General features: G+C 59.1%; 21 protein-coding genes. 13 read left to right on the forward strand and 8 right to left on the reverse strand.

All coding sequences use genetic code 11. The features are described 5' to 3' along the window. Positions 1 to 70 precede the first annotated feature (70 nt). From AC2CHD_RS12275 to AC2CHD_RS12305, 7 genes are all read left to right on the forward strand, one after another. Complete coding sequence (locus AC2CHD_RS12275) at positions 71 to 934, forward strand: ABC transporter permease (protein WP_484553912.1); 864 nt, start codon at positions 71 to 73, stop codon at positions 932 to 934. After that, a complete protein-coding gene (locus tag AC2CHD_RS12280) occupies positions 934 to 1,722 on the forward strand; it encodes an ABC transporter permease (protein ID WP_404933493.1) in 789 nt (262 codons plus the stop codon). Before AC2CHD_RS12275 ends, AC2CHD_RS12280 begins: the two co-directional genes overlap by 1 nt. A 3-nt stretch (positions 1,723 to 1,725) precedes the next feature. Beyond that, complete coding sequence (locus AC2CHD_RS12285; protein WP_484553913.1) at positions 1,726 to 2,787, forward strand: ABC transporter ATP-binding protein; 1,062 nt, start codon at positions 1,726 to 1,728, stop codon at positions 2,785 to 2,787. Positions 2,788 to 2,869: 82 nt separating this feature from the next. Next, on the forward strand, positions 2,870 to 3,232 hold the full coding sequence (locus tag AC2CHD_RS12290; protein ID WP_484553914.1) for an ArsC family reductase: 363 nt from the start codon (positions 2,870 to 2,872) through the stop codon (positions 3,230 to 3,232). 137 nt (positions 3,233 to 3,369) lie between these two features. After that, positions 3,370 to 4,905: a phospholipase D-like domain-containing protein gene (locus AC2CHD_RS12295; protein WP_484553915.1), complete on the forward strand. Its 1,536-nt coding sequence runs from the start codon at positions 3,370 to 3,372 to the stop codon at positions 4,903 to 4,905. A 41-nt stretch (positions 4,906 to 4,946) separates the two neighbouring features. Beyond that, positions 4,947 to 5,459: an HdeD family acid-resistance protein gene (locus AC2CHD_RS12300; protein WP_484553916.1), complete on the forward strand. Its 513-nt coding sequence runs from the start codon at positions 4,947 to 4,949 to the stop codon at positions 5,457 to 5,459. Next, complete coding sequence (locus AC2CHD_RS12305; protein ID WP_484553917.1) at positions 5,443 to 6,531, forward strand: AI-2E family transporter; 1,089 nt, start codon at positions 5,443 to 5,445, stop codon at positions 6,529 to 6,531. The genes AC2CHD_RS12300 and AC2CHD_RS12305 overlap by 17 nt, the downstream gene beginning before the upstream one ends. Before the next feature lie 81 nt (positions 6,532 to 6,612). Here the strand turns inward: AC2CHD_RS12305 and AC2CHD_RS12310 are convergent, their stop codons facing one another. The 6 genes from AC2CHD_RS12310 to AC2CHD_RS12335 all read right to left on the reverse strand — a co-directional run bounded on the left by AC2CHD_RS12310 (position 6,613) and on the right by AC2CHD_RS12335 (position 11,893). Next, positions 6,613 to 6,855: a hypothetical protein gene (locus AC2CHD_RS12310; RefSeq protein ID WP_229447658.1), complete on the reverse strand. Its 243-nt coding sequence runs from the start codon at positions 6,853 to 6,855 to the stop codon at positions 6,613 to 6,615. A 209-nt stretch (positions 6,856 to 7,064) separates the two neighbouring features. Next, positions 7,065 to 7,922, reverse strand: a complete 858-nt coding sequence (gene panC, locus AC2CHD_RS12315) for a pantoate--beta-alanine ligase (protein ID WP_484553918.1) — start codon at positions 7,920 to 7,922, stop codon at positions 7,065 to 7,067. Further along, entirely contained in the window at positions 7,919 to 8,752 is an 834-nt protein-coding gene (panB, locus tag AC2CHD_RS12320; protein ID WP_484553919.1) for a 3-methyl-2-oxobutanoate hydroxymethyltransferase, read from the reverse strand. The genes panC and panB overlap by 4 nt, the downstream gene beginning before the upstream one ends. Positions 8,753 to 8,869: 117 nt before the next feature. Further along, positions 8,870 to 9,859 (reverse strand): hypothetical protein, encoded by a 990-nt coding sequence (locus AC2CHD_RS12325; protein WP_484553920.1) that lies wholly within the window; start codon positions 9,857 to 9,859, stop codon positions 8,870 to 8,872. A gap of 425 nt (positions 9,860 to 10,284) precedes the next feature. Then, on the reverse strand, positions 10,285 to 10,689 hold the full coding sequence (locus tag AC2CHD_RS12330) for a hypothetical protein (protein ID WP_484553921.1): 405 nt from the start codon (positions 10,687 to 10,689) through the stop codon (positions 10,285 to 10,287). 7 nt (positions 10,690 to 10,696) lie between these two features. Beyond that, a complete protein-coding gene (locus AC2CHD_RS12335) occupies positions 10,697 to 11,893 on the reverse strand; it encodes a glycosyltransferase (protein ID WP_484553922.1) in 1,197 nt (398 codons plus the stop codon). A 322-nt stretch (positions 11,894 to 12,215) separates the two neighbouring features. On the opposite strand from AC2CHD_RS12335, the gene AC2CHD_RS12340 reads away from it, so the two are divergent. From AC2CHD_RS12340 to AC2CHD_RS12360, 5 genes are all read left to right on the forward strand, one after another. Next, positions 12,216 to 13,547, forward strand: coding sequence for a polysaccharide biosynthesis/export family protein (locus tag AC2CHD_RS12340; protein WP_484553923.1), 1,332 nt, complete (start codon positions 12,216 to 12,218; stop codon positions 13,545 to 13,547). Positions 13,548 to 13,579: 32 nt separating this feature from the next. Beyond that, positions 13,580 to 15,847, forward strand: coding sequence for a GumC family protein (locus AC2CHD_RS12345; RefSeq protein WP_484553924.1), 2,268 nt, complete (start codon positions 13,580 to 13,582; stop codon positions 15,845 to 15,847). Next, a complete protein-coding gene (locus tag AC2CHD_RS12350) occupies positions 15,837 to 16,751 on the forward strand; it encodes a glycosyltransferase family 2 protein (protein WP_484553925.1) in 915 nt (304 codons plus the stop codon). The genes AC2CHD_RS12345 and AC2CHD_RS12350 overlap by 11 nt, the downstream gene beginning before the upstream one ends. A 12-nt stretch (positions 16,752 to 16,763) precedes the next feature. Beyond that, on the forward strand, positions 16,764 to 18,116 hold the full coding sequence (locus tag AC2CHD_RS12355; RefSeq protein ID WP_484553926.1) for a glycosyltransferase family 4 protein: 1,353 nt from the start codon (positions 16,764 to 16,766) through the stop codon (positions 18,114 to 18,116). Positions 18,117 to 18,227: 111 nt separating this feature from the next. Further along, a complete protein-coding gene (locus AC2CHD_RS12360; protein ID WP_229447648.1) occupies positions 18,228 to 18,947 on the forward strand; it encodes a sugar transferase in 720 nt (239 codons plus the stop codon). Between the two features lie 29 nt (positions 18,948 to 18,976). Here the strand turns inward: AC2CHD_RS12360 and AC2CHD_RS12365 are convergent, their stop codons facing one another. Further along, positions 18,977 to 19,099, reverse strand: coding sequence for a hypothetical protein (locus tag AC2CHD_RS12365; RefSeq protein ID WP_484553927.1), 123 nt, complete (start codon positions 19,097 to 19,099; stop codon positions 18,977 to 18,979). Between the two features lie 251 nt (positions 19,100 to 19,350). Here AC2CHD_RS12365 and AC2CHD_RS12370 point away from each other — a divergent pair, with 251 nt between their 5' ends. Beyond that, positions 19,351 to 20,847 carry an oligosaccharide flippase family protein gene (locus AC2CHD_RS12370; RefSeq protein WP_484553928.1) on the forward strand — a complete coding sequence of 499 codons (1,497 nt, stop codon included), beginning with the start codon at positions 19,351 to 19,353 and terminating at the stop codon, positions 20,845 to 20,847. A 12-nt stretch (positions 20,848 to 20,859) separates the two neighbouring features. On the opposite strand, the gene AC2CHD_RS12375 is transcribed toward AC2CHD_RS12370, so the two are convergent. Continuing rightward, positions 20,860 to 22,515 (reverse strand): GMC oxidoreductase, encoded by a 1,656-nt coding sequence (locus tag AC2CHD_RS12375; protein WP_484553929.1) that lies wholly within the window; start codon positions 22,513 to 22,515, stop codon positions 20,860 to 20,862. Positions 22,516 to 22,685: the final 170 nt, after the last annotated feature.

The raw sequence follows: 22,685 nt of genomic DNA on the forward strand, positions 1-22,685 counted from the left end.
AAAGCGGCCCCATCCCGCTCACATGAGGAAAAGGGGCGGGATGGGCATCGAGACCATCGGGAGGAGAGGCATGGCAACATCGATCCGCGGGAGAGGGGGCATCGGACCAGCATTACCGCTGCTCACGCCCGCCTATCTTTGGCTTGTCGTGGCCATCTTCCTTCCACTCTCGGCGATGGCGCTTTTCTCCTTCATGACCGAGCTGCCCATGTCTGGCAGGGATTGGTCGTTGACCCTGGAGCACTACGCGGCGTTCTTTTCCAGCGGGTTGTATGTCACGTTGCTCTGGGCGTCGATCCGTCTCGGCCTCGAAGTAACCCTCTGGTGCGCGATAATCGGCTTTCCTGCAGCCTATGTGTTGGCGAGGGTTCTGAAGGGCAGGGCGCGAGAAGCGATTTTCCTCCTGGTCATTCTTCCATTCTGGTCAAATGGCCTCGTCCGCATCTTCTCCTGGGCCATGGTGCTTCGGGAAGGGGGGCTTCTGGACACGACACTGAACGCGATATTGCCGTTCCGGATCGATATTGACCTCATGTATTCCTATCCGGCGGTGATCATCGGCCTCATTCATTCCTACGTGCCCTACATGGTCCTTACCTGCTATCTGACCCTGCAGGCAATCGACAACGCGCTCATCGAGGCGGCCCGCTCACTGGGGGCTTCGAGACTGCAGACCCTGAGGCGCGTCGTTCTGCCACTCGCCATGCCCGGCCTGCTTGCCGGTTCCATTCTGATATTCGTGCCGGTGGTTGGCTCTTTCATGGAACCGCGCATTCTGGGCGGGCGCACCGGAACATTCTACGGCACGGTGATCGAGGATCAGTTTGTTGCCGTCTTCAACTGGCCGCTGGGCGCGGCGCTCTCCTTCATTCTGCTGGCTGTGGTGCTCGTCATTCTCAGCCTGTCGGCACCGATCCTGAGAAGGGTGCAATAATGTTCACGACCCGTCTGCTCGAGGCGCTCGGCCGTGTGTGGATCGTCCTGCTGCTCTCTTTTCTCTACCTGCCGATCTGCATCATGGCGTTGATGTCGTTCAACGCTTCCCCATTCTACCAATTGCCGTTCGAATGGACGACGGGCTGGTATGCCGATCTTTCACGGAACGGACGACTTCTCGCCGCAACCTGGAATTCCCTCCAGATCGCGGTCTTCACCACGGCAATCGCTACCGTGCTGGGGACAGCGGCATCGATAGCGCTGTTTCGCTATGAATTTCGCGGCAAGAGACTGCTTCAGGCCCTGCTGTTCCCGCCCATAGCCATTCCATGGCTGATCACCGGCACCGCAATGTTGATCTTCTTCTTCGGCGTCGGCATCGGGCGTGGCCTTCACGCCATCCTGCTCGGCCATGTTGCTCTCGCACTGCCCTATGTCATCGTCGTCGTTTCCGCGCGCTTGCAGACCTTCGCTCCTGAGCTTGAAGAAGCCGCCCGTTCGCTGGGCGCCAGCCAGTGGCAGGTCACCACGCGGGTCACCCTCCCATGGATCATGCCGGGGGTGATTGCCGGTGGCCTGTTCGCTTTCGCGGTCTCATTCGACCAGTTCGTCGTTTCCTATTTCCTGTCGACACCGGGCGAAGCGACACTTCCGGTGGAGATCTATGCGGCAATCCGCAAGGGCTTCACGCCCGAGATCAATGCCGTCTCCACCATCATCATAGGCATATCCATGGGGCTGATGCTCGTCACCGCCCGCTTCTTCAAGTTTGGGGGAGAGAAATAAACAATGGCCGAGGTCGTCGTCGACAAGGTTTCGCGATCCTTCGGTTCGCACAAGGCACTCGATGAGGTGTCGATCGCCTTTCCTGACAAGGGGTTTTACGGATTGCTCGGCCCATCTGGCTCAGGCAAGACCACGTTGTTGCGCATGATAGCCGGGTTCGACTTTCCCGATGCCGGGCGTATCGCCATAGGCGGTGAAGGGGTCGAGCGTGTGCCGGTGGAAAAGCGTCGCATCGGAATGGTGTTCCAGAATTACGCGCTTTTTCCCAACATGAGCGTAGCTGAAAATGTGGCCTTCGGCCTTTCCGTTCGAGGAGAAATCAGAGCCGCGATCGAGGTCGAGGTGAAGCGCGCGCTTGACCTCGTTCAACTGGGGCACCTTGGCGAGCGGCGCCCGCACCAATTGTCGGGTGGACAACGCCAGCGCGTGGCGCTTGCGCGCGCAATCGTGACCAAGCCCCGTGTGCTCTTGCTGGACGAACCGCTGTCGGCGCTCGACAAGGCGCTGCGCGTGGACATGCAGATCGAGTTGAAGCGTATCCAGCGCGAGATCGGGATCACCACGATCTTCGTCACGCACGATCAGGAAGAAGCGCTGACGATGAGCGACCGAATTGGGATTTTGCGTGACGGCCGTCTGGTTCAGGAGGGGCCACCCGAAGAGATATACGACAGGCCGGAGAGTGAATTCGCTGCGACCTTCCTCGGCGATGCCAACATCCTGCGCGGCGTTGCGACCGGCAATGGCATACGTTTGCCGGATGGCACCGTGGTTGTCGCAAATCAAGGAACAAAGCCCGCGGTCGGGACCAATGCAAGCTGTGCCGTGCGGCCTGAGCGCATAAGCATTGGCGAGGCTGACAACGCCACCCTTGGAGAGGAAAACCGATTGAAGGGGCGTGTCTCAAAACGGATTTTCGGGGGCAACAGCAGCACGTACTTCGTTGAACACCGTGGTGACATCATCAAGGTCCATGTCCAGAACAATGGCGGCACAAGCCTGGCTGAAGGCCAGGATGTGATATTGCGGTGGTCGCCCGAAAGTGCGGTGCTTATCGGTATGTGAGGCACTTCCAACCGGCTTCAAACACGCCTATCACCTCAACGCATCGGCTTTGAGGAAAATCTTTGACTGGGAGTATCTGAGGATGACGGTTGGAAGCCCTGTCGTGATCTACGGCATCAAGAACTGCGACACGATGAAGAAGGCGAGAACCTGGCTCGAGGCGCATGACATTGCCTATAGGTTCCACGACTACAAGGCCGCTGGCATCGAACGAGATCGCCTGAAAGCATGGGTGAAAGAAGTCGGCTGGGAAAAGCTGTTGAACCGGGCTGGCACGACCTTTCGCAAGCTTCCCGATGCTGAGAAGGCGGACATGAATGCTGAAAAGGCCGTCCACCTGATGGAGGACCAGCCCAGCATGATAAAGCGCCCCGTTCTCGATCTCGGAGACCGGCGAGTGGTCGGCTTCAAGCCCGAGATTTACGAGGCCGCATTCGCCTCCTGAGTGCTCTCGAGGCCGGGCTCGGCTGAGGCACGCCCGCGCCTTCCGCGAAAAGCCTTTCTTGCCTTGCATCCGCGCAGTTGGGATAAAACCGGTATTCCACCGTGCGAAAGGGGGACTTCGTGCGTATAAAGCAGGTTATGTTCGCTGTTATTTTCATAGCTGCTGCCATCGTTCTGGCAGTCGTCGTCCTCCGATTGCTCTTCCCGTTGCCGGATATTTCCCAACGAGAGCACCAGCAGGCTTTTGTCGCAGATCCTGAAACGCAGCTTGGCAAGCTTCTCGAGACGGGCGTAGCAGCGCATCCTGGCAAAACGGGTGTCTTTCCGTTAGCCGATGGCAAGGATGCCCTGGCGAGCCGGCTGGAACTAATCGAGCGCGCGCAAAACTCCATCGACGCGCAATATTACATCTGGCACGATGACACTTCGGGGATTTTGCTGCTGGATGCTCTGCGCAACGCAGCAGCGCGGGGTGTTCGAGTGCGCTTGCTGCTGGACGACAATGGCGTGCCGGGGCTCGATCCCTATATGGCTGCCCTCAACGCGCTACCGAATTTCCACATTCGTCTTTTCAACCCATCCACCGTGCGCCAGCCAAAGCTTTTTGGCTATATGTTTGATTTCTTCCGCATGAACCGGCGCATGCACAACAAGTCCTTTGTCGTCGACGGGGCTGCAGCAATCGTTGGCGGTCGCAACATCGGCGACGAATATTTTCAGATCGGCGAAGCTTTCTACGTGGATATGGATGTGCTGGCGACCGGGGCGATCGTTCCGCAAACGGCTGAGGTATTCGACGACTATTGGAACAGCGCTTCGGTGTTTGAAGTCGAAAAGATCATTTCTGGGTCCGGAGATCTTCAGGGATTCGATGCGCGTGTCGCACAGGTAAAGGCGAGCGAAGAAGCACAGACGGTTCTGGCAGAGCTCGAAAGCAGCGCTGAACGCTATGCCAGAGGCGGTGTCGCGCTGGAATGGACGGATGTCCAACTCGTTGCCGATGACCCGGTGAAAGGCGAGGGGAAAGCCACGCGTGACCAGTTGATGATCATGCGGCTAGGCGCAATTCTCGGCGAAGCGCGACAACGGCTCGATCTGATTTCGGCCTACTTTGTGCCAAGCAAGATCGGCAGCACCTATTTCAGCGATCTCGCAATGGCCGGTAAGCAGGTGCGTATCCTGACCAATGCACTCAACACAACGGATGTGCTCCTCGTGCACAGCGGCTACGCCAAATATCGACGCGGCCTCCTTGAGGCAGGTGTGAAACTCTACGAATTGAAATTGCGGGGTGGCGAGACACAGGGCTCGGAGAAGCAGCTGAAGCCTTTCGGCCTGTCGGGCGCCAGTCTGCACGCGAAGACCTTCGCAGTTGACGGCAAACGCATCTTCATTGGCTCGTTCAACTTCGATCCGCGGTCGGCAATCCTGAACTGCGAAATGGGCTTCCTGATTGACAGCGAAAGCATGGCTCGGAAGATCAGCGATGGATTTGACGATAGGTTGGGACTGGTCAGCTATCAGCCTCGACTTACGCCCGAAAGCAAAATGGTCTGGGTCGAGGAACGACGGCGGCAGGATCCGGTCATCTATCAGGAAGAGCCTGGCGCGACCTGGTTCCGGCAGATCGCAACGGTGGTGGTCGGCTGGCTTCCGGTGGAGTGGCTGCTCTAACGTCGGTTCGAATTGGCGTATAAGGTCCGATGGAGAAGAAGATGAAGCACTGGATGTTGTGGCTGCTTGCTGGGATTGTTGCCCTGATCGGTGGTCTTGCCGCCCTTTTCAACCTCGGCTCCGCTTCCAGTTTGACACTGATATTGGGCGGCTGGGCTTTGATCATCGTTGGCGGACTTCAGGGGTGGGCGGCCTATAAGGCCCCCAGTGTCCCCGCGATGATCGGTGCCGGTCTGCTGGCACTCGCCGGTGTCTTCCTCGGTCTGTCTCTTCTGTTCGGGCCGTTTGGCGACGGTCGCGTGTTGCGGTTTCTCCTTGGAGCACTTTTGATGGCGTCGGGTGCGGCAAAACTCTGGGTGGGGCGCAGTCTGCACGGAGACCGCGTGTTTCCTGTGCTTCTCGGAGCAGGCGGCGTTTCCCTGATTCTTGGCGGGATCGTCCTTCTCGGAGTGACGATCAATTTCGGTCTGATCGTGGCTCTGGAACTGTTGGCCAGCGGTGTCGGGCTTGTGCTGCTGTCATTGCGATTGAAGAGACATGCTGGAGAAAACTGACCCGCTTCGCGCATTTATAACCCTGGTTCTGGCCGTCATTCTCGCGGTTTTGGTCGGGTGGATACTGGTTGTCGGCCGCTCGGTCCTGATGCCGATCTTCATTGCGGTGATCTCCGTCTACGTTCTCTTGACCGCGTCCGAAGCGCTTGGGCGGCTGCCAGTGCTAGGCCGTCTTCCTGAGTGGATGCGGCGCGGCCTTGTTCTGGCGATTTTCGTTCTGGCCCTTGTCATGCTGGCCAGCGTGATGGTGGGGACCGCCGAACAGGTGATTGCGCGTCTGCCGGTGTATCAGAAAAACCTGACAGACATGCTAACCGGCATCCTTTCACGGTTCGACATCGAAGAGATCCCCAATCTTTCGACCCTTGTCGAGACCCTGTGGGGGCGCATCAACTTGCAACGCCTGGCGGCTGTCAGCCTTGGTTCGGTCGGATCTCTGGCCGGCATCATTGTCATGGCCGTTGTCTACTCGACCTTTTTGATGGCAGAGCGGGGTGGCTTTGCGAGAAAGATTGCGGCAGCCCTTCCCAGAGACCGGGCCAGCCAGACCCACACGATCGTGCGCGACATCAATCGCAGCATTGGAGAGTATCTGGCGGTCAAAACGTTCGTGAACGTTATTCTGGGTGCTCTGTCCTTTGTCGTGCTTAAGCTCTTTGGTGTCGATTTTGCCCTGTTCTGGGCGGTCCTGATCGGGCTTTTGAACTACATCCCCTATGTCGGATCACTGATGGGGGTGATGTTCCCGGTCCTTCTCACACTGGCACAGTATGGCTCACTCCAGACGACGCTTCTGGTGGCGGTTTTGCTGACTTCTGCGCAAATGTGGGTGGGCAATGCTCTGGAACCACGCATGATCGGCCGGCGGATAAACATGTCTCCATTCGTCGTGCTGGTGTCGCTGGCCCTGTGGTCCTCCTTGTGGGGCATTCCCGGCGCCATTCTCGCCATTCCGCTGACCTCCATCATTGCCATCATCATGGCCAATTTCGAGAGCACCCGGCCGATTGCCCTGCTGCTGGCGGATGATGTTCAGGCAGTGCTGCATAATGGTGAGGAAGAGGCGCGGTGAAAACAGGTCGTGCGAGCGCGCTCTCCAAATCAAAACGGCCCCGCAGTGCAGGGCCGTTCGAGGTTGAAAACGGACTGGCGATTATGAATCGCTGACCACCGTGCGATTGACGATTTTCAAGCGGCCATCGGGCTCAACGACATAGATTTCACGGTAGCGGTTCCCGCCGCTGTGGAACTCGTTGAACGTCACCGAGCCCACGGGTGTCCTGTTCAGAGGGGATTGATCGGCGTTGTAGTTCAAACTTCCCTTGATCGGCTCGAGCGCCGCCGCGGGCGCGACGAGGTAAAGCGTGGCGAGGGCGGCAAAAACTGCTATTTTCATAATAATTTCCGTATAAAAACTGGTTTGCTTCACGATTTCGGACTGGATATGGCCAGTACCGATGCCGGGAACATCGCAGCACGGATGATCACTGTGAAATCAAGCAGTGGCGAGGAAAACCGCCCCGTTTGATAAAACCATTGGTACCAGAGTTCACGCAGGCGTTATGGCGGCGCCGTTGAAAATCCGGGACCGAACGACCATGGGTTTCAGTCGTTGGATGAGGTGACGGGGACGTTGTCGATCAACCGGGTTTCACCGAGCCAGGCGGCTGCGAGAAGCCTTGCAGGGCGATCGGCGCGCTGAAGAGGCTCCAGGGTTTCTGCATCGCGCAGCTCGAAATACTCCACCCGGTCAAACCCCGCTCCTTGCAGGGCCGTCTGCGCGGCTTCCAGAACGGGAGCAGCGTCAGCCCCGCCGGCAAGGCGCGCCGCACTCTGCAGCAAAACATCTGCAATTGCGGGTGCGATGCGACGCTGCGCGTCTGTCAGGCGTACATTGCGGGATGAGAGAGCCAGATTGTCAGCTTCGCGCACAGTCGGACAGCCGACAATCTCGACAGGGATGTTGAGGTCCGCAACGAGCCGGCGCACCACGAGAAGCTGTTGAAAATCCTTCTCGCCGAAACAAGCTATGTCGGCACTGCTTTGAAGAAGCAGTTTGGTGACCACCGTGGCAACGCCGTCAAAATGACCGGGCCGATGAGCTCCGCACAACCCCTCACTGACGCCGGTCACCGAAACGGTGGTTGAGAAGCCGGTGCCGTACATCTCCTCCACCGAGGGAGCAAACAGAACATCAATTTCGTAAGGCGCAAGTTTTGCCGCATCATCGGCCTCGGTGCGCGGATAGGCGGCAAGGTCGTTAGGATTATTGAACTGCTTCGGGTTGACGAACAGTGTGACGATCACCCGCTCGGCACGCGCCTCGGCCGTCTCCACCAGGCTCAGGTGGCCTTGGTGGAGGGCGCCCATGGTGGGCACGACGGCAACACGCTCTCCAGCGCGGCGCCATGTGCCAACGCGCTCACGCAGTTCTGCGACCGTGCGCAGGATGCAGGGGTTCATTCCGTCTTTCCCTTCTTTCCGTCGGTGAAAATATGAGCGTCGCTGGGAAACTCCCGGGAGCGAACCTCCCGCGCATAGGCAGCGACGGCCACATCTGAAGCTTCGCCAAGCTCCGCGAAGCGCTTGACGAATTTCGGCCGGAACGTATCGAACATGCCAAGCATGTCATCGACCACGAGTATCTGTCCGTCACAGGTACGCGATGCGCCGATACCGATCGTGGGAATGGGTATCGTTTTCGTGATGCGGTCGGCCAGCGTGGCTGTAAGCTTTTCGAGCACCACAGAGAATGCGCCCGCTTCTGCAACCGCTTCGGCGTCACGCAGGATGTGGAAAGCATCGTCGCCGCGTCCTTGCACCTTGTAGCCGCCGAAAGTATTCACGGCCTGGGGTGTGAGGCCGATATGCGCCATGACCGGAATGCCGCGCCGCGTCAGAAATCTGATGGTTTTTTCCATCGTTTCGCCGCCTTCGAGCTTGACGGCACCGCAGCCGGTTTCGGCCATGATGCGGGCGGCATTGTGAAAAGCCTGTTCCGGTGATTCTTCATAGCTGCCGAAGGGCATGTCCACCACAAGAAGCGCCTTCTCCACGCCGCGCCGAACGGCTTGCCCGTGCATGATCATCATATCGAGAGACACACCGACTGTGCTTGGCAGACCATGCAGGACCATGCCGACACTGTCGCCCACCAGCACAATGTCGCAGTGCCGATCGACGATACGCGCAAGCGGGGTGGTGTAGGCGGTCAGGCAGACAAGCGGTGCACCGCCCTTTCTTGCCAATACATCAGGGGGTGTCAGGGCCGAAACCCTTACATTGGCGCTCAAACTCTCCTCCCTTCGCAGATCGAAACGATGCGGAATGTTCCGCCACCAAACGATTGCGACAGGGATATGACATAGTTTTTTGCGGATGCGAAGGCAGATAAGGAAGATTGCCGAATGTCAATCGCCGTTGAAAATGTCAGTTGATGTAAGGGTTTGCGCCAGGCTGTCAGGTGCCGTCGGCAGTCCTGCCAGCACCGTTTGTGCCGCTTTAAGGCCAGCCGTGATGCGCTGCAATATCGGCTCGGGCCCCAGCGTATCCAGAGCTATGCCCCACTGCCCCTTACCGGGGGTGCGCTGTGGCCACACTTTCAACTCGAAATAGCGCGCCGCTTTTCGATCCACATCGCCCCAGTATTGGATGATCGTTGCGTCTGGTGCGCTTTTGGCGATCCAGCCAAGGTCCTGAATTCCCAGCCTTGGTTCGTCCCGCGGCCGTTTGGCGAGAAGAATGGCCCGCCAGTCATGCCCGAAGATCTGGTTGGCGTGCGCGACCACGGCCACCTGCGCGCCAGCCCGCCTTAGCCCCTGTTCCAGCGGATCAGAGAGGGGGTTGTCGCAGATCAGTGCGATGTCCGCCCCCTCTACCGGAATGCCTGCCTCCCTCAACAATTCGAGACAGAGGGTCGCGTGGCGATCTCTGGCACCCACCAGAGGATGCGATTCATTCACGGCGGAGATAGGAATATCATGCTCAAGGCACGCCTCGATGTCCACCTCGCCCGCCAGGGTCATCCATGCCTCGTGCATCAGCGCCACGACCGAATGGTCGGGCAGGCGCTCGATGAGTGAGCGTGTGATGGGGCGGATGGATGGTCCGTTGAGAAGAACATTGGTCGCGCGGCAGGTCTCGTGATCGATACGCTCGTCCACGGAAAGCCCCTTCACAAGACCCGCAGCCTCCACCAGCGTGCGTGTGGCCTCCGCCGCCTCTTCGGCTGACTGGAAACGCGTGGCCGTCGGTGTCACCGCGGTTACTGCAGCGGCTCCCGCCATCAGAGCCGTCGCTGCGGTGGCGGCAAGAAACCGGTTGTCCACGGGAACCACGACACGCAGTCCAGAAAGGCTCAGATCGAAGACACGAATGTTCTCTTCGATGAGTGCGAGCATGCCGGTGGTGTCTGTGTGTTGAAGTGCTCGTTCTGAACTGCCACTGCTTGCCATCAGAGTTCTGCCCGGTTCGCCGACCTTTCCTGGTCTACCGCCCGCTGCGAAGCCAGCCCGCCCCGGACGTGTCCATCCTTACGCGTGTCCTCCCACGCTCCCGGTCCGTTCCTCTCCTTGTGACCGGAAGTCATTCCTCGCCATGGCCTGTGCACTGGCGATCCGGAGCCTCGTTTTTTGAACCTCGCCAAGCCGGGAAACCTCAATAAAGGCCGTAGTTTAGCGTTTCATGCTTGACGATTCTCAATCTTCCCAACTGCTGGAAATCATAAAAGCCCAAGCGCATCCTGCAGATAGAACGTTGGGGCAAATCCCCTGCGCTTAGGTGTTACAGCGTTCATCTTGTCAGCGTATCGGCGGGGCTCCTCTAATCATTTTGAGAGGCATGTGCGTAGCGGCTGCGGTTCCGGCATGGATCGCAAGCCTGATGCTTTTCGTGGCTCTCCGGGTTCGACCAGGTCTGAAGCGGTTGCGCGCAACTGTCCGACGATTTCGATCTGACGCTGGAGTGCGGCCATCCTCCGTGTGTAGTCCTTCATGGACCGGGTCATGTCATCGATCCGCCTCGACAACGCATTCTCGCGACCATGGCTTTCGAAGCGCTCCTGCGCGAAGGCTGCGGTAGCAGAAAGCCGCTCGCAGCGCTCCTTCAGACCGCTTCGTTCGGCGATCAGCTCCCGCTCCAAAAGATCGAGTGTATGGGTGAGTGATTTGAGCCGCATTGCGTCGGTTTCCTGATCGCGCACCGCGCTGCGCACGCGTAAGGCTGAAAACATGGCTCTCTCATGCTCCGTTTCTCAGATGGGGGTCGGAGAGTTTCACCCTGGCGACGCGAGGTCGTAGCGAGGGCTGCTTGCGGACGGCCCCCGATAACAAAACCGGGGTCGGCTTTCGCCTGGCCATCTCCTCCTCAATGATCTGTCGCATGCGTTGTTTGAAATGAGCATCGCTGAACTGTTGCGCGTGACGACGCATATTCCCAGAACGGAAGCACCCTTCCATGGCCTCGAAGCGGTGCACCGCCTCAATGAGTCCGGCCTCGGACTGTTCCTCGAACAGGAGCCCGGTCTGGTCGGGGACGATCGAATCGAGCACACCCCCGCTTGCATGGGCGATCACAGGCCGGCCGCTCGCCATCGCCTCCACCGGCACAATCCCGAAATCTTCTGTTCCGGGAAAGACCAGCGCCCTGCAGCGGGAAAGCATGTCCTTGAGTTGTGCGAAGGGCGCCCGGCCCAGAAACGTCACACTGGGCCCGGCTAGGCGTTTCAGGGCTGCCATTTCCGGTCCTTCCCCGATGACGACAAGCTTGCGGTTCATCCGAGTAAAAGCGCGTACGGCCAGATCGACCCGCTTGTAACCAACCAGCTGGCCGGCCACGAGATAGTGGTCGCCCAATTCGGCTGCCGGCGCGAACTCATCGACGTTCACGGGTGGATTGAGCACGGTGGCTCGACGCCGGTAATACTTGCTGATCCGATCCGCCACATGGCGTGAATTGGCAACAAAAGCGTCGACACGCGCAGCGGTGGTGACGTCCCATGCCCGCAGGGCCGGCGCAATCCACGGCATGAGCATTCGTGTCGGTAGGCCGGCGTTCGCCCGATAGAAGTGATAGTGATCCCACACATAGCGCATGGGTGAATGACAGTAGCAGACATGCGTTGCCTGCGGCCCGGGCGTGATGCCCTTGGCGGGGCCCGATTCGCTGGAGATGATCAGGTCATAGCCCGAGACATCCAGGCTTTCCAACGCAAAGGGCATCAGTGGCAGGAGTGATTGGTAATGCCGCCGCGCCCCCGGGATTTTCTGCAAGAAGGAGGGGATGACGCGGTGGCTGCGGATCTTCTCCGACACCCGCCTTTCATCGTAGACGAGCGTGAAGATATCGGCCTCGGGATACATGTCGCACAGGGCTTCAACGACCTTTTCGCCCCCGCGCATGGAGACCAGCCAATAGTGAACGATGGCGACGCGCAAGATGCTTCTCCCGGAATTGCCCTCCGGAATACTGCTTTGAAAAGGCGCAGCAGGGCACACCGACAATACGGTTGAACCCGTGTCTGAAGGGCGCAGAAATGCGCTCAAACGGTCTAGGTCATCATCCGATCGGGCGTCATCCACACCTGTGCGCCATCCCTTCTGCGTCAAAAGCCCAATGGGCTTAGAGGGGCTAGGCGAAAGGGACTAGCCCCACACCATTTCAACCGAATTTACCTGCCCCCGTTTCCGCTGATGATCGATGGTGGGGGAGGCGGCTTTGCGTCTTCCCGAAGGTTATGAGCACTCCGGAACGGGCAGAATGAAGCAGGCAAAGGCTGGTCCCACCATTTCATTTTCAAAGGTACGAGCCCTCGTGCTTGCGGTGCTTGTGTTCACATTGTCCTTTTTTATCAGCGATGCCGCTGTTCGCGCGCAGGATGAGTTTCAGCTTCTTGAGCAGACGCGGGTGAAGATCGCTGTGGTGGAATGGGACGAGGCGCAGGGAGAATATCGGGAATGGACCGCCCTGAACGGTGAATACACCGTCTCGCCCGCTGGCATGATTTCTCTTCCCTTGGTGGGGCAGCTTGAGGCGGATGGCAGAACTTCCCAGGAACTCGCCGATGAAATCTCGGCAGCACTTCAAAAGAGAACAGGTCTTATTGCGCCGCCAGCCACAACCGTGGAAGTGGTGCGCTATCCATCTGTGTTCGTCACTGGCAGTGTGGAACGGCCGGGTGAGTTCGAGTTCAAGCCGGGACTCAACGTTTTGCAGGCGCTGGCGATGGCCGGTGGCCGTGTGCGCAGGTCTGATCAGGCAGGCGGCTATTCCGAGCTGGAGCAGATTCGCTATGCGGGCGAGATTGGCCGCATAGATCTGCAACTCCTTCAACTCACGATCCGCAGAACACGCCTCGAAACGGAACTCGTCGAGGACGAGCGTGTCGATTTCGATGCCGCCTTGCAGGGACGCCCCCTGGCTGGCCACGCAGCGCAGTTCGTAAGGGATGAGCAGGCGATATTCGAGGCCCGTCGCAACGCCTATGAGCGGCAGCGCAACGCGCTCGAAGAACTCGGAACGCTCTTTCGCGAGGAAATCCGGATTCTCGGCGAGAAGATGGTGGCGCAGGACCGGCAGATCAAAATCGCCGAAGAAGAGCTCGGCAATGTCGCTCAACTGGTCAAAAGAGGCACTGTCACGAAATCACGCGAGACCGGGCTTGAGCGCATCGTGGCGGACCTGCAATCCAGCCGGCTCGATCTTGCGGTGGCTTCCATGCGCGCCCGGCAAAGATTGAGCGAAACCGAGCGTGATGCGCTCAGTCTTGAGGGCTCACGTCGTACGGAAATCGGCGTCGAGCTGCAAAGGGTCAATCTGGAAATCGACGACCTGGAACTGCGCCGTGGAATGACGGAGCAGCTACTTCAGGCAACCGGGGCGTCGATCCTTCGGCGGGAGGACAGGGCGTTTGAGCAGCAGCCGTTGCGGTTCAGCATTCTGCGCGGCGGTGATGAAAAACAGAGGATAGAAGCGCTTGAAACGACCGGGCTGGAACCCGGTGACGTCCTGGATGTGCAGCTCGATCTCCTGCGCGCCTCGATGCCGCGTGCTTCCCTTGAAAGCGGAATGAGACAGGTGCAGTCGCGTTAGAGAATTTCACGGCCAGACGGGCGGGGCAGACCATGGTGGTGCAGGAAATCAGGAAGCTGACCGGGACGGAGATGGCGTCGAAGGAAAGCGGACGGCATGAGGATTACATCTCCTTTCGCGATATCTGGGCTTTCCTGCAAAGGCATTTTCTGGTCCTCGCGCTGGCGTCGGCCGCCGGCGTGGCGCTTGGCGCGCTCTATATCGCAAACACCGAACCCACCTATACCTCCATCGCCCGTATCGTTATCGACCGCGAGCAGGCGCGTATTGCATCACAGGACGCTTCCACCGGCACCATCATCATCGAAACCGCCGAGATTGCCAGCGAGGTCGAGATCGTCAAATCCGAGGCAATTGCCCGTTCGGTGATCAAGCAGCTCAACCTGACCGAAGACCCGGAAATCCAGACAAGCAGTTCCTGGAGATCGGCCGTGCGTGGTGCGCTTGCAGCGATGCTTTCCATATTTGACCCTGCGACTGAGGAAGGGGCGGAGACGGCGGGCGAGCCCAACGAAGAAGAGATCATGCGGCGCACCATGGCGGGTTTTTTGGGGCGCGTATCCGTACGTCGTGTCGGTCAGTCCTATGTTCTTGAAATCGGCTACACTTCCACTGATCCGGTCAAGGCGGCGCGGGCGGCAAATGCCATTGCCAACACCTATATGCAGTCAAGCCTCGACGCCAAATCGCAGATCATTGCGCGTGGAGCGCAATGGATCGAGGATCGGCTCGTAGAGATCGGACGGCAGGCGCAGGAGGCTGCTCTCAGTGCCGAGCAATACAGGAACAACAACGACATTGCACAGGTCGGTCCCTCGGGGCTCGACCAGCAGCAGTTGGCCGAGATCAGCAGCCAGCTTCTGGCAGCGCAGACAGCAACCGCCGGTGAGGCAGCACGGCTTGCCACCATTAACCGCATCCTGGCTGGAGAACTGCCCGACAGTTATGTCGGCGAGGCGCTCAGCAACACCGAAATCAATCGCCTGAGAGCGGATCTGGGCGCAGCACGCAAGCGATTGGAAACATTGCAGACACGCTACGGCACCGGCAGCGAGCCCACCCTGACAGCGAAATCGGAGATCGCGCGGCTAGAATCCCTCATCAACACCGAATTGGTGCGCATTCAGGGCGTCTACAGGTCCAACCTTGACACGGCTCAGGCGCGTGAAGAACTCTTGAGCAAGCAACTCGAGGCGATCAAGGGTAGCGTCACTGAAAAGAATCTGGCCCGTGTCCAGCTCACGGAGCTCGAAAGTCGGGCGACCACCTATAGGCGCATGTATGAAAGCGTCCTTCAGCAACTGATCACGACACTGCAGAAGCAGTCATTCCCCATCGGCGATGCCCGCATGGTGACCGCGGCTACACCGCCGCTCGCCAAGAACTGGCCGAAAACCACGCTCATCATCCCCATGGCTTTGATGCTCGGTTTTGCCGGCGGCCTGGGGCTCGCAGGTCTGCGCGATGTGCTCGACCGTCGCATCAGCTCGGGCGAGCGCCTGAGCCGTGAACTGGGCCTGCCGACACTCGGCCACGTTCCCTTTACACGCTTTCAGGTGCCGGGCAGCAAGGGCGCGCTGCGGTTCGTGCTCGATGCACCCTATTCCGGTTTCTCCGAAGCTTTGCGCGGCGTGAAGAGCTCCATTGACGCGGCATTTCCTTCCGGCGGGCCAATCGTCGTGGGACTTACTTCAGTGAGCGGCGACGAAGGAAAAAGCACGATTGCGGCCAATCTGGGCCAGCTTTACGCCAACGAGGGGCTGCGTGTGGTGCTGGTCGATGCCAATTTCAGGAATCCGTTCCTGAGTTTGCAGGCAGCCAATATCGGCGCAAAGGCGGGTCTTACTGTCTATCAAGGTGACGAAACCCCTGATGCCGAACAACCCGAAAAACGAAAGAAAGACAAGCTGATGCAGATGGAGGATGGGCTGATCCTCCCGGTGCTCACAGTGGAGCAGATTCGAAAAGCCGCACATCCGGGCCATCGCTTTGGTCATCTGCCAGCGCTGAAGAAAAAGATCGATGAACTGCGACAGAATTACGATGTCATCATTGTCGATCTGTCGACCTTTGCCACATCGGCAGACACGCGGGCGGCCAGTGCCCATCTCGACGGCATCCTTCTGGTTCTCGGCAACCGGCGCAAGATGACTGTTGAGTGGCTGGCGAGTGCGCTCGCGACATTCGGCAAGTCCCGCGTGGGGATTCTCGGGGTGGTTTTCAACAAGCGCAAAACCCGCCAGTGGTGGCGACCGATGCGGAGAAACAGGCTTGAGTCGGGAGGACGGCATGCGGTTTGAACGCTATCCGGGCCGGAGCGATCTTCGCATTGCCGTCGGCATTGCCACCACTGGGCGCAGACCGATACTCCACTCCGTTGTGCCGCACCTGCTGAACCAGACGCGTCCAGCCGACAGTATCGTCATATGCGCGGCGGACCCTGAGGATGTGGATGCCGATGCCATGTCCGCTCAGCTTTCCAATGCGCGCATCGTTTTCGCCGAACGTGGGCTCTGCCGACAGCGAAATCGAATTCTCGGAAGCGTGGAAGACGCCGACATTCTTCTCTTCCTCGATGACGACTTCCTCCTCGCCCCGAATTATCTTGAAGAGACCGTGCGTATCTTCAGGGGATACCCGGATGTTGTGCTGAGCACAGGCACGGTCGATGCAGACGGCATTCTGGGGCCGGGAATCCCGCTTGAAGACGGTCTGCGGCTTATCCGAACGCATTCGACATCAAGGTCTGCCGGTTGCGAAAAACCGGTCTATAGCGGCTATGGTTGCAACATGGCTGTGCGCCTCTCAACCGTTCGCGGATATGGCCTTCGGTTTGATGAAAACCTGCCACTTTATGGTTGGTTGGAGGACGTGGACTTCAGCCGGCAGCTCGCGCGATACGGCCGCATTGTGACTTCTGAACGGCTTCACGGTGTTCACCTGGGCACCAAGTCAGGGCGGACATCCGGTCTCCGGCTGGGTTACTCGCAGATTGCCAATCCCGTTTATCTCATGGGCAAGAAAACGATGAGCCCTCGTCACGCCGCCCCGCAAATCATGCGCAATCTTGTCGCCAATGCCGTGAAGATCGTCTGGCCCGAACCCTGGGTGGACCGGCGTGGGCGGTTTCTCGGCAACATGCGGGCTGTCGTTGATTTGGTGCGCGGTCGCCTTTCACCCCAGAACGTGAACGCTCTGGAATAGGGGGGGGCGAACATGCGTCCAGGGCGGGTTGTCATCATCAATGACCGTTCGGCGGAGATTGGCGGAGCGTCGAACCTGTCAAGCCTTGCTGCGCGCATGTTGCGTGAGGCGGGCGTTCCGGTCACTTTTTTTGCGGGCGATGAGCCCGCTGGAATGGCGCAGCCGCAGACGGTTCACGTCAATGGAAGGCCGCTCGTCGAGCAGGGGCGTTTGTCCGCCCTCGCCGGTGGCCTCTACAACCGGGATGCCTATAGAATCCTGAGCCGCTGGATCGCCGAGCACGACAACCCCTCGACAATCTATCACGTGCATGGATGGTCCAAAATCTTGTCGCCGTCCATCTTCCGGGCGCTTATGCCGGTGCGCGAGCGGGTCGTGCTGCACGCGCACGATTATTTTCTCGCCTGTCCCAATGGCGGCTTTATCAACTATCCGGCGGCATCCATATGCACACTCGATCCCATGTCGATGCGCTGCCTGTCGACCCAATGCGACAAGCGTGGCTATCATCAGAAGGTGTGGCGTTCCACGCGGCACCTCCTGCTGCAGCGCTTCTTCGCATTGCGTAGTAGTCCTGCCAACATCGTGCTCGTGCATGAGCAGATGCGCGGCTTCTTCAAACGTGCAGGAGTTGACGACAGCCGCATGGTTACCATTCGCAACCCGGTTGCGCCTTTTTTGTCATCCCCGACCCGGCCCCATACACAGCGCGATTTCTTCTTCATTGGCCGGCTGGAGCCGGAGAAGGGGTTTGAAGACGCCGCACGGGCCGCGCGCCTCGCGGGCGTTCCCCTGCACGTGATCGGCGAGGGCGCTGGCCGCTCGCTTCTTGAGGAACACTATCCGGAGGTGATGCTTCATGGCTGGTGCAATCGCGCCCAGATGGCGGACCGCCTGCGCCATGCGCGATGCGTCATTGTCTCTTCCCGGGTGCCCGAGCCATTTGGCCTTGCCGCGCTCGAGGCGGTGGGCAGCGGCATCCCTGTCGTGTTGCCATCCCATGCATTGCTGGCTGCCGAACTGGCGGAGGCAGGTGCGGCATTCACATTTCCCACGCTGGGCATCGAGGCGCTGGCCGCCAAGCTGCGCCGTTTGGCTGATGACGACGATTTGGTCTCCGCGATGAGTGAAAATGCACGCTCATGCGCGCCACATCTCGCCTACACGACGCAGAGCTGGCTTTCGGCGCTGTTGGATCTCTATGCCGGCATTCTGCATGACGCGATCAAGGCCCCGTCACCAACGCCAGGCGGCAAAAGAGGCGGGGCAACCAGGTCTACGGTACCGCCAGGAGTTGGCGGGAAGCCGGGGCGTGATTCTAATGCTTTTGGCCACGCAGCCAGCCAGTCAAATGAAGCCGGTTAGTCCGGCTGCGCTGCAGGGGTAGGCATGGTTCGATTGTGCGGTGGACTGCACCTAAATGGCCCTGCCCAATACCCCGATGGAGTTATATCACGGGCTTTGCGGGGCCTTATAATGATCGACGGCGAGGCAAACAAAACACCCAGGGGCGGGTTCATGCTGTACGCATACGATGATTCCGTAAAGCAGGGATTGGAGCTGCGGAAAGTCAGGCATTTCCGCTCTTACGTCTTTGTAAAGAGGGTGTTCGATGTGGCGTTCAGCGCCCTCGTGCTCGTGTTTCTTTTCCCTGCCATTGTGCTCATCTCCCTCTGCATCCTCGTCAGCGACGGGCGGCCTGTTTTCTATCGACAGAAGCGGATCGGACGGGATGGAAAAATGTTCGACTGCTTGAAGTTTCGCACCATGCGGCGGGATGCTGATCGCCTGCTCAGAGAACTACTGGATCAAAATCCGGTTCTCCTCCAGGAATGGCGCGCCTGTCAGAAGTTGCGCAACGATCCGCGCATTCACCCCATCGGCCATTTCTTGAGGATATCCAGTCTCGATGAGTTGCCGCAATTCGTGAACGTGCTGCGCGGCGAAATGAGCGTGGTCGGCCCGCGTCCGATCGTCGAGGACGAGATGGTACGCTATGGCGAGCGCATAAACGATTATCTGTTGATGAAGCCCGGTATCACCGGTCTTTGGCAGGTATCAGGTCGCAGCGACACGTCGTACGCCGAACGGGTTCAGCTGGATGTGCAGTATTTTCACAACCGCACGACCTGGCTCGATCTGAAGATTGTCTGGCGTACCGTCGGTGTCTTTCTTTTCGATCGCAATGGCTGCTGACAACGGTAGGGCGTGGAGAAGGAGCTCCTTTAGAAAAGGAAGAACAGCAGAACGGCCAGCCAGACGATGAGGCAGAAAACGACAACGACCCAGCGTATGGAAATCTTGGCGCTGATTGCCTTGAACGGCCGCGCAAGGAAACCATGGTTCAACTGGTCTTGTTTGCTTGCATCTCGCACTGGCTGCTCATCGTCCGCCACAAGGCATCGAAACTGGAAACCAGAACAGGGAAAGCACATACATTCGCGTCCCCACATCGGGCTTCAGGCCGTATCGAGCCCCGTCATCCATACGGCCGCACACTCACAAATCCCATCGTCAAGGACGACGAATCATCAGTGTTGCAAGGGAAATCGTAGCGGAAGCGCCGGCACAGGTGAATAGCGGCAGGGGGGAAGGCGACGTGAAAGCGGATCACAAACCACCGCAAAATGATACACAACCGGGCGGATTTTTCGGATTGTCTGTCTCGTCTCTCCTTGGGGGGGGCGTGTGGGTCATGGCGGCGCGGCTTTTTTCACAGGTCGCGCAACTGATCGCCTTTGTGGCCGCTGCCCGTGTTCTTTCGCCAGCAGAATTCGGCTTTTTCGCATTCGTTTCAGCCATCGCCTTTCTCTTTGTGGTGGTGAGTGAAGGGGGATGGGCAGAGTTCATCATGCGCGCCGATCATGGTGAGGAGCAACTGCCGCAACTCACTGCGATCGCGCTTGTAAGCGGCTTTGGCTTCACTGCCGCTGGGCTGCTCCTGGGGCTCTTTGTGGGCGTCTTCTGGTTCCCAGCCTGGCAGGCATGGCTGTTCGCGCTGTTTGCGCTCTGGTTCATACCCGCTGCGGTTAATGCCGTTTATGACGGGATGTTGGTGCACCGAAGCCTGCTCAACATGCAGGCTATAATCCGCATTCTCGCGGAAGCGGTGGGCCTTGCAATAACATTGTTTGGCCTGTGGGCCGGGTGGAATATCGCCGCACTCGTGGTTGGACGGCTGGCCACGCATATCCTGGGTGTTTTCGGCGGAGTCTGGGTGATTGGCTGGATCACGCCGAAAATCCCGAGCCGTGCGGTGTTCGCCGAGGTGATTCACTTTGCGCGCTATATTCTTAGTGTGCGGATCATCGTGTTCGCCCGATCCTATTCGGGCACGCTTGTTGTCGGCGGTTTGCTCGGCCTCGCGGATGCCGGTTACTACCGGGCCGCGGAAAGGATCGTGGCCGCCTTCTCAGAATTGGTTGGCGAACCGGCAAGATTGCTTGCCTGGGTGGTGTTCCGCCGCGCAAACAGCCGCAGCGCTGCTGCCACGACAGTTGATCCGGTCACCCGTGCCGGCAGCTTTTTCCTGCCTGTTCTTTTCGCCATCGCCGCGCCCGTTTATCTTGGTCTGGTTCTCGTTGCCGGCAATCTGGTGGACATTGCTCTTGGAGCAGCCTGGGCGCCGGTTGCGTTGGTGGTCAAAATTCTCGCGATCCGCCAGCTTCTGATGTTTCAGGGATATGTGACGGAACCGTTGTTGGCGGTTCGCGGGGAGGTCAAACGGCTTTGGCCATTGTCACTCTTCATCAGCTTTGCTTCGATCCTGATGATCGTGGCTCTCGCGCCCTTCGGACTTGTTTATGCAGCCCTCGGGCAATGTGTGGCGGCTGCTTTCGCCGGCGCGCTGTCGGTCTGGTTTCAAGTCCGCTACGGAAAACTCGACTGGATGGGGATCTCTGCCAATAGCGGTCTTATCATGCTGGCTGCCGCGGTGATGTTCGTCGGCGTATCGTCGCTTGCTCACTGGCCCACCGAGGCTCACCTGCCGGCCTATTCGCAAATGGCGATGCAGGTTCTGGTGGGGGCATTGATTTATCTGGGCGTTCTCTATGCAAGCTGGAGATGGACGGGCTGGCTCAAATCCGGCCGATAAAGGGCTGTCTGCTCACTTGAGAAGGCGCTTCTTGAGATGATCGGCAAGGCGCAGCGTCATGGCGATGATCATCAGTGTCGGGTTGGCGTGGCCGGGCGTGGGGAAAACCGAACTGCCGGCCACAAAAAGTCCATCGACACCGTGAACCTTGGCGTTCGGGTCGACAACGCTTGTCTTCGGGTTTGCGCCCATGCGCGTGGTGCAGGCCGGGTGGGCCATGTCACTGAAAGGAGCGTTCCTGAAATCCTCGTCCAGGACCCAGGGTTCGAGTTTGGGCTGTGGCAGGCCGACCCGCCAGAACTCGGCCGAAATGAGTTCGGCGAGCCGTGCGAGGCTTGCAGCTTCCGCCCAGCCGATCTTCCAGTTCACGCGCGCCAGCGGTACACCCAGACGGTCCCGCACCGAAGAGAGTGTCACGCGGCTTTCGCGGTCGGGCCTCTGTTCGACCATGGCGTCGAAGCGCAGTTCGCTGAGCTGGCGCGGCAGGCCCCGTTTCATGATGAGCCGGCGGTGCAGCCCCGCTGCCAGACCGCCGGGGGCCGCGAGTGCGGTTCTGAGGTCATCGAGCCGAAAGCGTCTACTGCCGGAGTAAAATCGTTTGAGTGCCAGCCAAGGGTCATTCGGCGCCAGCACCTGCACCGGGTAGGTGGCGCAGTTGAGCAGTCCCTCACGCGTCTGCAGGCGCGGGCTGAGCGCCAGCCCACGGAGATAAAAATGCGTGCGGCGGTTGTGACTGAGCCCGTAAAAGCCGAAATGCTCGGCAACGTCCTGCAGGGTGTCCTTCCCGAACCGTGCGATCACGGTTCGCGGATGGTCGGCCAGATATCGCCCCACGCAGTCATGATCGTTGCCGATGCCCTGTGTGGCCACATTCGTGGAAGCCAGGAGCATGCGCGCATTTTCAATGCCGCCACCACACAGCACGATCACCGGCGCCCGTATCACGGCGTCCACCCCGGAGAGGCTTTTGACATGGAGTGTCTCCACCTTCCTCCCGCTTTCACACAATCCGATCCGGATAACGGTCGCATGTGTGAGAATATCGATGTTGTCGGTTGAAAGTTTTGCTGCGAGCTCCGAAAACCGCAATGGCTCGTTGCTCTTGGGCTTATGGCTGAATTGCCAGAAGAATGTGCGCAGCAGATTGTCATTGAGATCGATGTCTGCCGGCGGTGTTTTCAGCCGGGTGTAAAGTGCTTTGTCGTAGATATTGGGACCAAGATTGAGCAGGTTTGCTGCCCGACCTAGCACATCCGCCAGATCGCGCCGTTGCAGTGGCCAGCCGGAGTCAGGCACCCATTGGCGCGCATCGAAGTCGATCTCGTCGAATGCAGCGCATTTGCCGACCCAGGTGTGTGTGCTGCCGCCCACCATCCGGTTTCGCAGTTCGAATGGGGGAATGTCGTTGAGCCAGGCGAGATCGCCCGTATAGCCTCGCTGAAGCGACATGGCGTCACGCGCACGAGGTTCGCCGATATTCTCCACTCGATTGAGAAGCTGGATCTCGGAATCAAACTCCACGCCGCCGCTTTCGACCAGAAGTATCTTGAGACGCGTATCGGCAAACTCCCGCGCTAGCGTCAGTCCGGCCGGTCCCGCCCCAACAAGGGCGATATCGGCCTCGAACCGTGTGCCGGATGGCACGCTGCGCAAATCCATGGTGGACATGTTGCCCCCTGAGAAGGCCTGAAGAACAGCATGTCCATTGCAGGAGTAGGTTTCGCTGCCTCAGGTTCAGCCCTCAGCAGGCTAGCAAACTCAAACGCGCATCCGAACTCATCCAAATTGCATAGAAGGGGCGACTTGCTAAGGGTTTTGGCCACTGTGAAGTAGTGCGC

It is taken from the genome of Nitratireductor sp. ATLC21 (assembly GCF_057196525.1).

Coding starts and splice junctions, on each gene's coding strand:
- AC2CHD_RS12275 (WP_484553912.1), top strand. CDS start 71: ATGGCAACATCGATCCGCGGGAGAGGGGGCATCGGACCAGCATTACCG.
- AC2CHD_RS12280 (WP_404933493.1), top strand. CDS start 934: ATGTTCACGACCCGTCTGCTCGAGGCGCTCGGCCGTGTGTGGATCGTC.
- AC2CHD_RS12285 (WP_484553913.1), top strand. CDS start 1,726: ATGGCCGAGGTCGTCGTCGACAAGGTTTCGCGATCCTTCGGTTCGCAC.
- AC2CHD_RS12290 (WP_484553914.1), top strand. CDS start 2,870: ATGACGGTTGGAAGCCCTGTCGTGATCTACGGCATCAAGAACTGCGAC.
- AC2CHD_RS12295 (WP_484553915.1), top strand. CDS start 3,370: ATGTTCGCTGTTATTTTCATAGCTGCTGCCATCGTTCTGGCAGTCGTC.
- AC2CHD_RS12300 (WP_484553916.1), top strand. CDS start 4,947: ATGAAGCACTGGATGTTGTGGCTGCTTGCTGGGATTGTTGCCCTGATC.
- AC2CHD_RS12305 (WP_484553917.1), top strand. CDS start 5,443: ATGCTGGAGAAAACTGACCCGCTTCGCGCATTTATAACCCTGGTTCTG.
- AC2CHD_RS12310 (WP_229447658.1), bottom strand. CDS start 6,855: ATGAAAATAGCAGTTTTTGCCGCCCTCGCCACGCTTTACCTCGTCGCG.
- panC (WP_484553918.1), bottom strand. CDS start 7,922: ATGAACCCCTGCATCCTGCGCACGGTCGCAGAACTGCGTGAGCGCGTT.
- AC2CHD_RS12325 (WP_484553920.1), bottom strand. CDS start 9,859: ATGCTCGCACTCATCGAAGAGAACATTCGTGTCTTCGATCTGAGCCTT.
- AC2CHD_RS12330 (WP_484553921.1), bottom strand. CDS start 10,689: ATGTTTTCAGCCTTACGCGTGCGCAGCGCGGTGCGCGATCAGGAAACC.
- AC2CHD_RS12340 (WP_484553923.1), top strand. CDS start 12,216: ATGAAGCAGGCAAAGGCTGGTCCCACCATTTCATTTTCAAAGGTACGA.
- AC2CHD_RS12345 (WP_484553924.1), top strand. CDS start 13,580: ATGGTGGTGCAGGAAATCAGGAAGCTGACCGGGACGGAGATGGCGTCG.
- AC2CHD_RS12350 (WP_484553925.1), top strand. CDS start 15,837: ATGCGGTTTGAACGCTATCCGGGCCGGAGCGATCTTCGCATTGCCGTC.
- AC2CHD_RS12355 (WP_484553926.1), top strand. CDS start 16,764: ATGCGTCCAGGGCGGGTTGTCATCATCAATGACCGTTCGGCGGAGATT.
- AC2CHD_RS12360 (WP_229447648.1), top strand. CDS start 18,228: ATGATCGACGGCGAGGCAAACAAAACACCCAGGGGCGGGTTCATGCTG.
- AC2CHD_RS12375 (WP_484553929.1), bottom strand. CDS start 22,515: ATGTCCACCATGGATTTGCGCAGCGTGCCATCCGGCACACGGTTCGAG.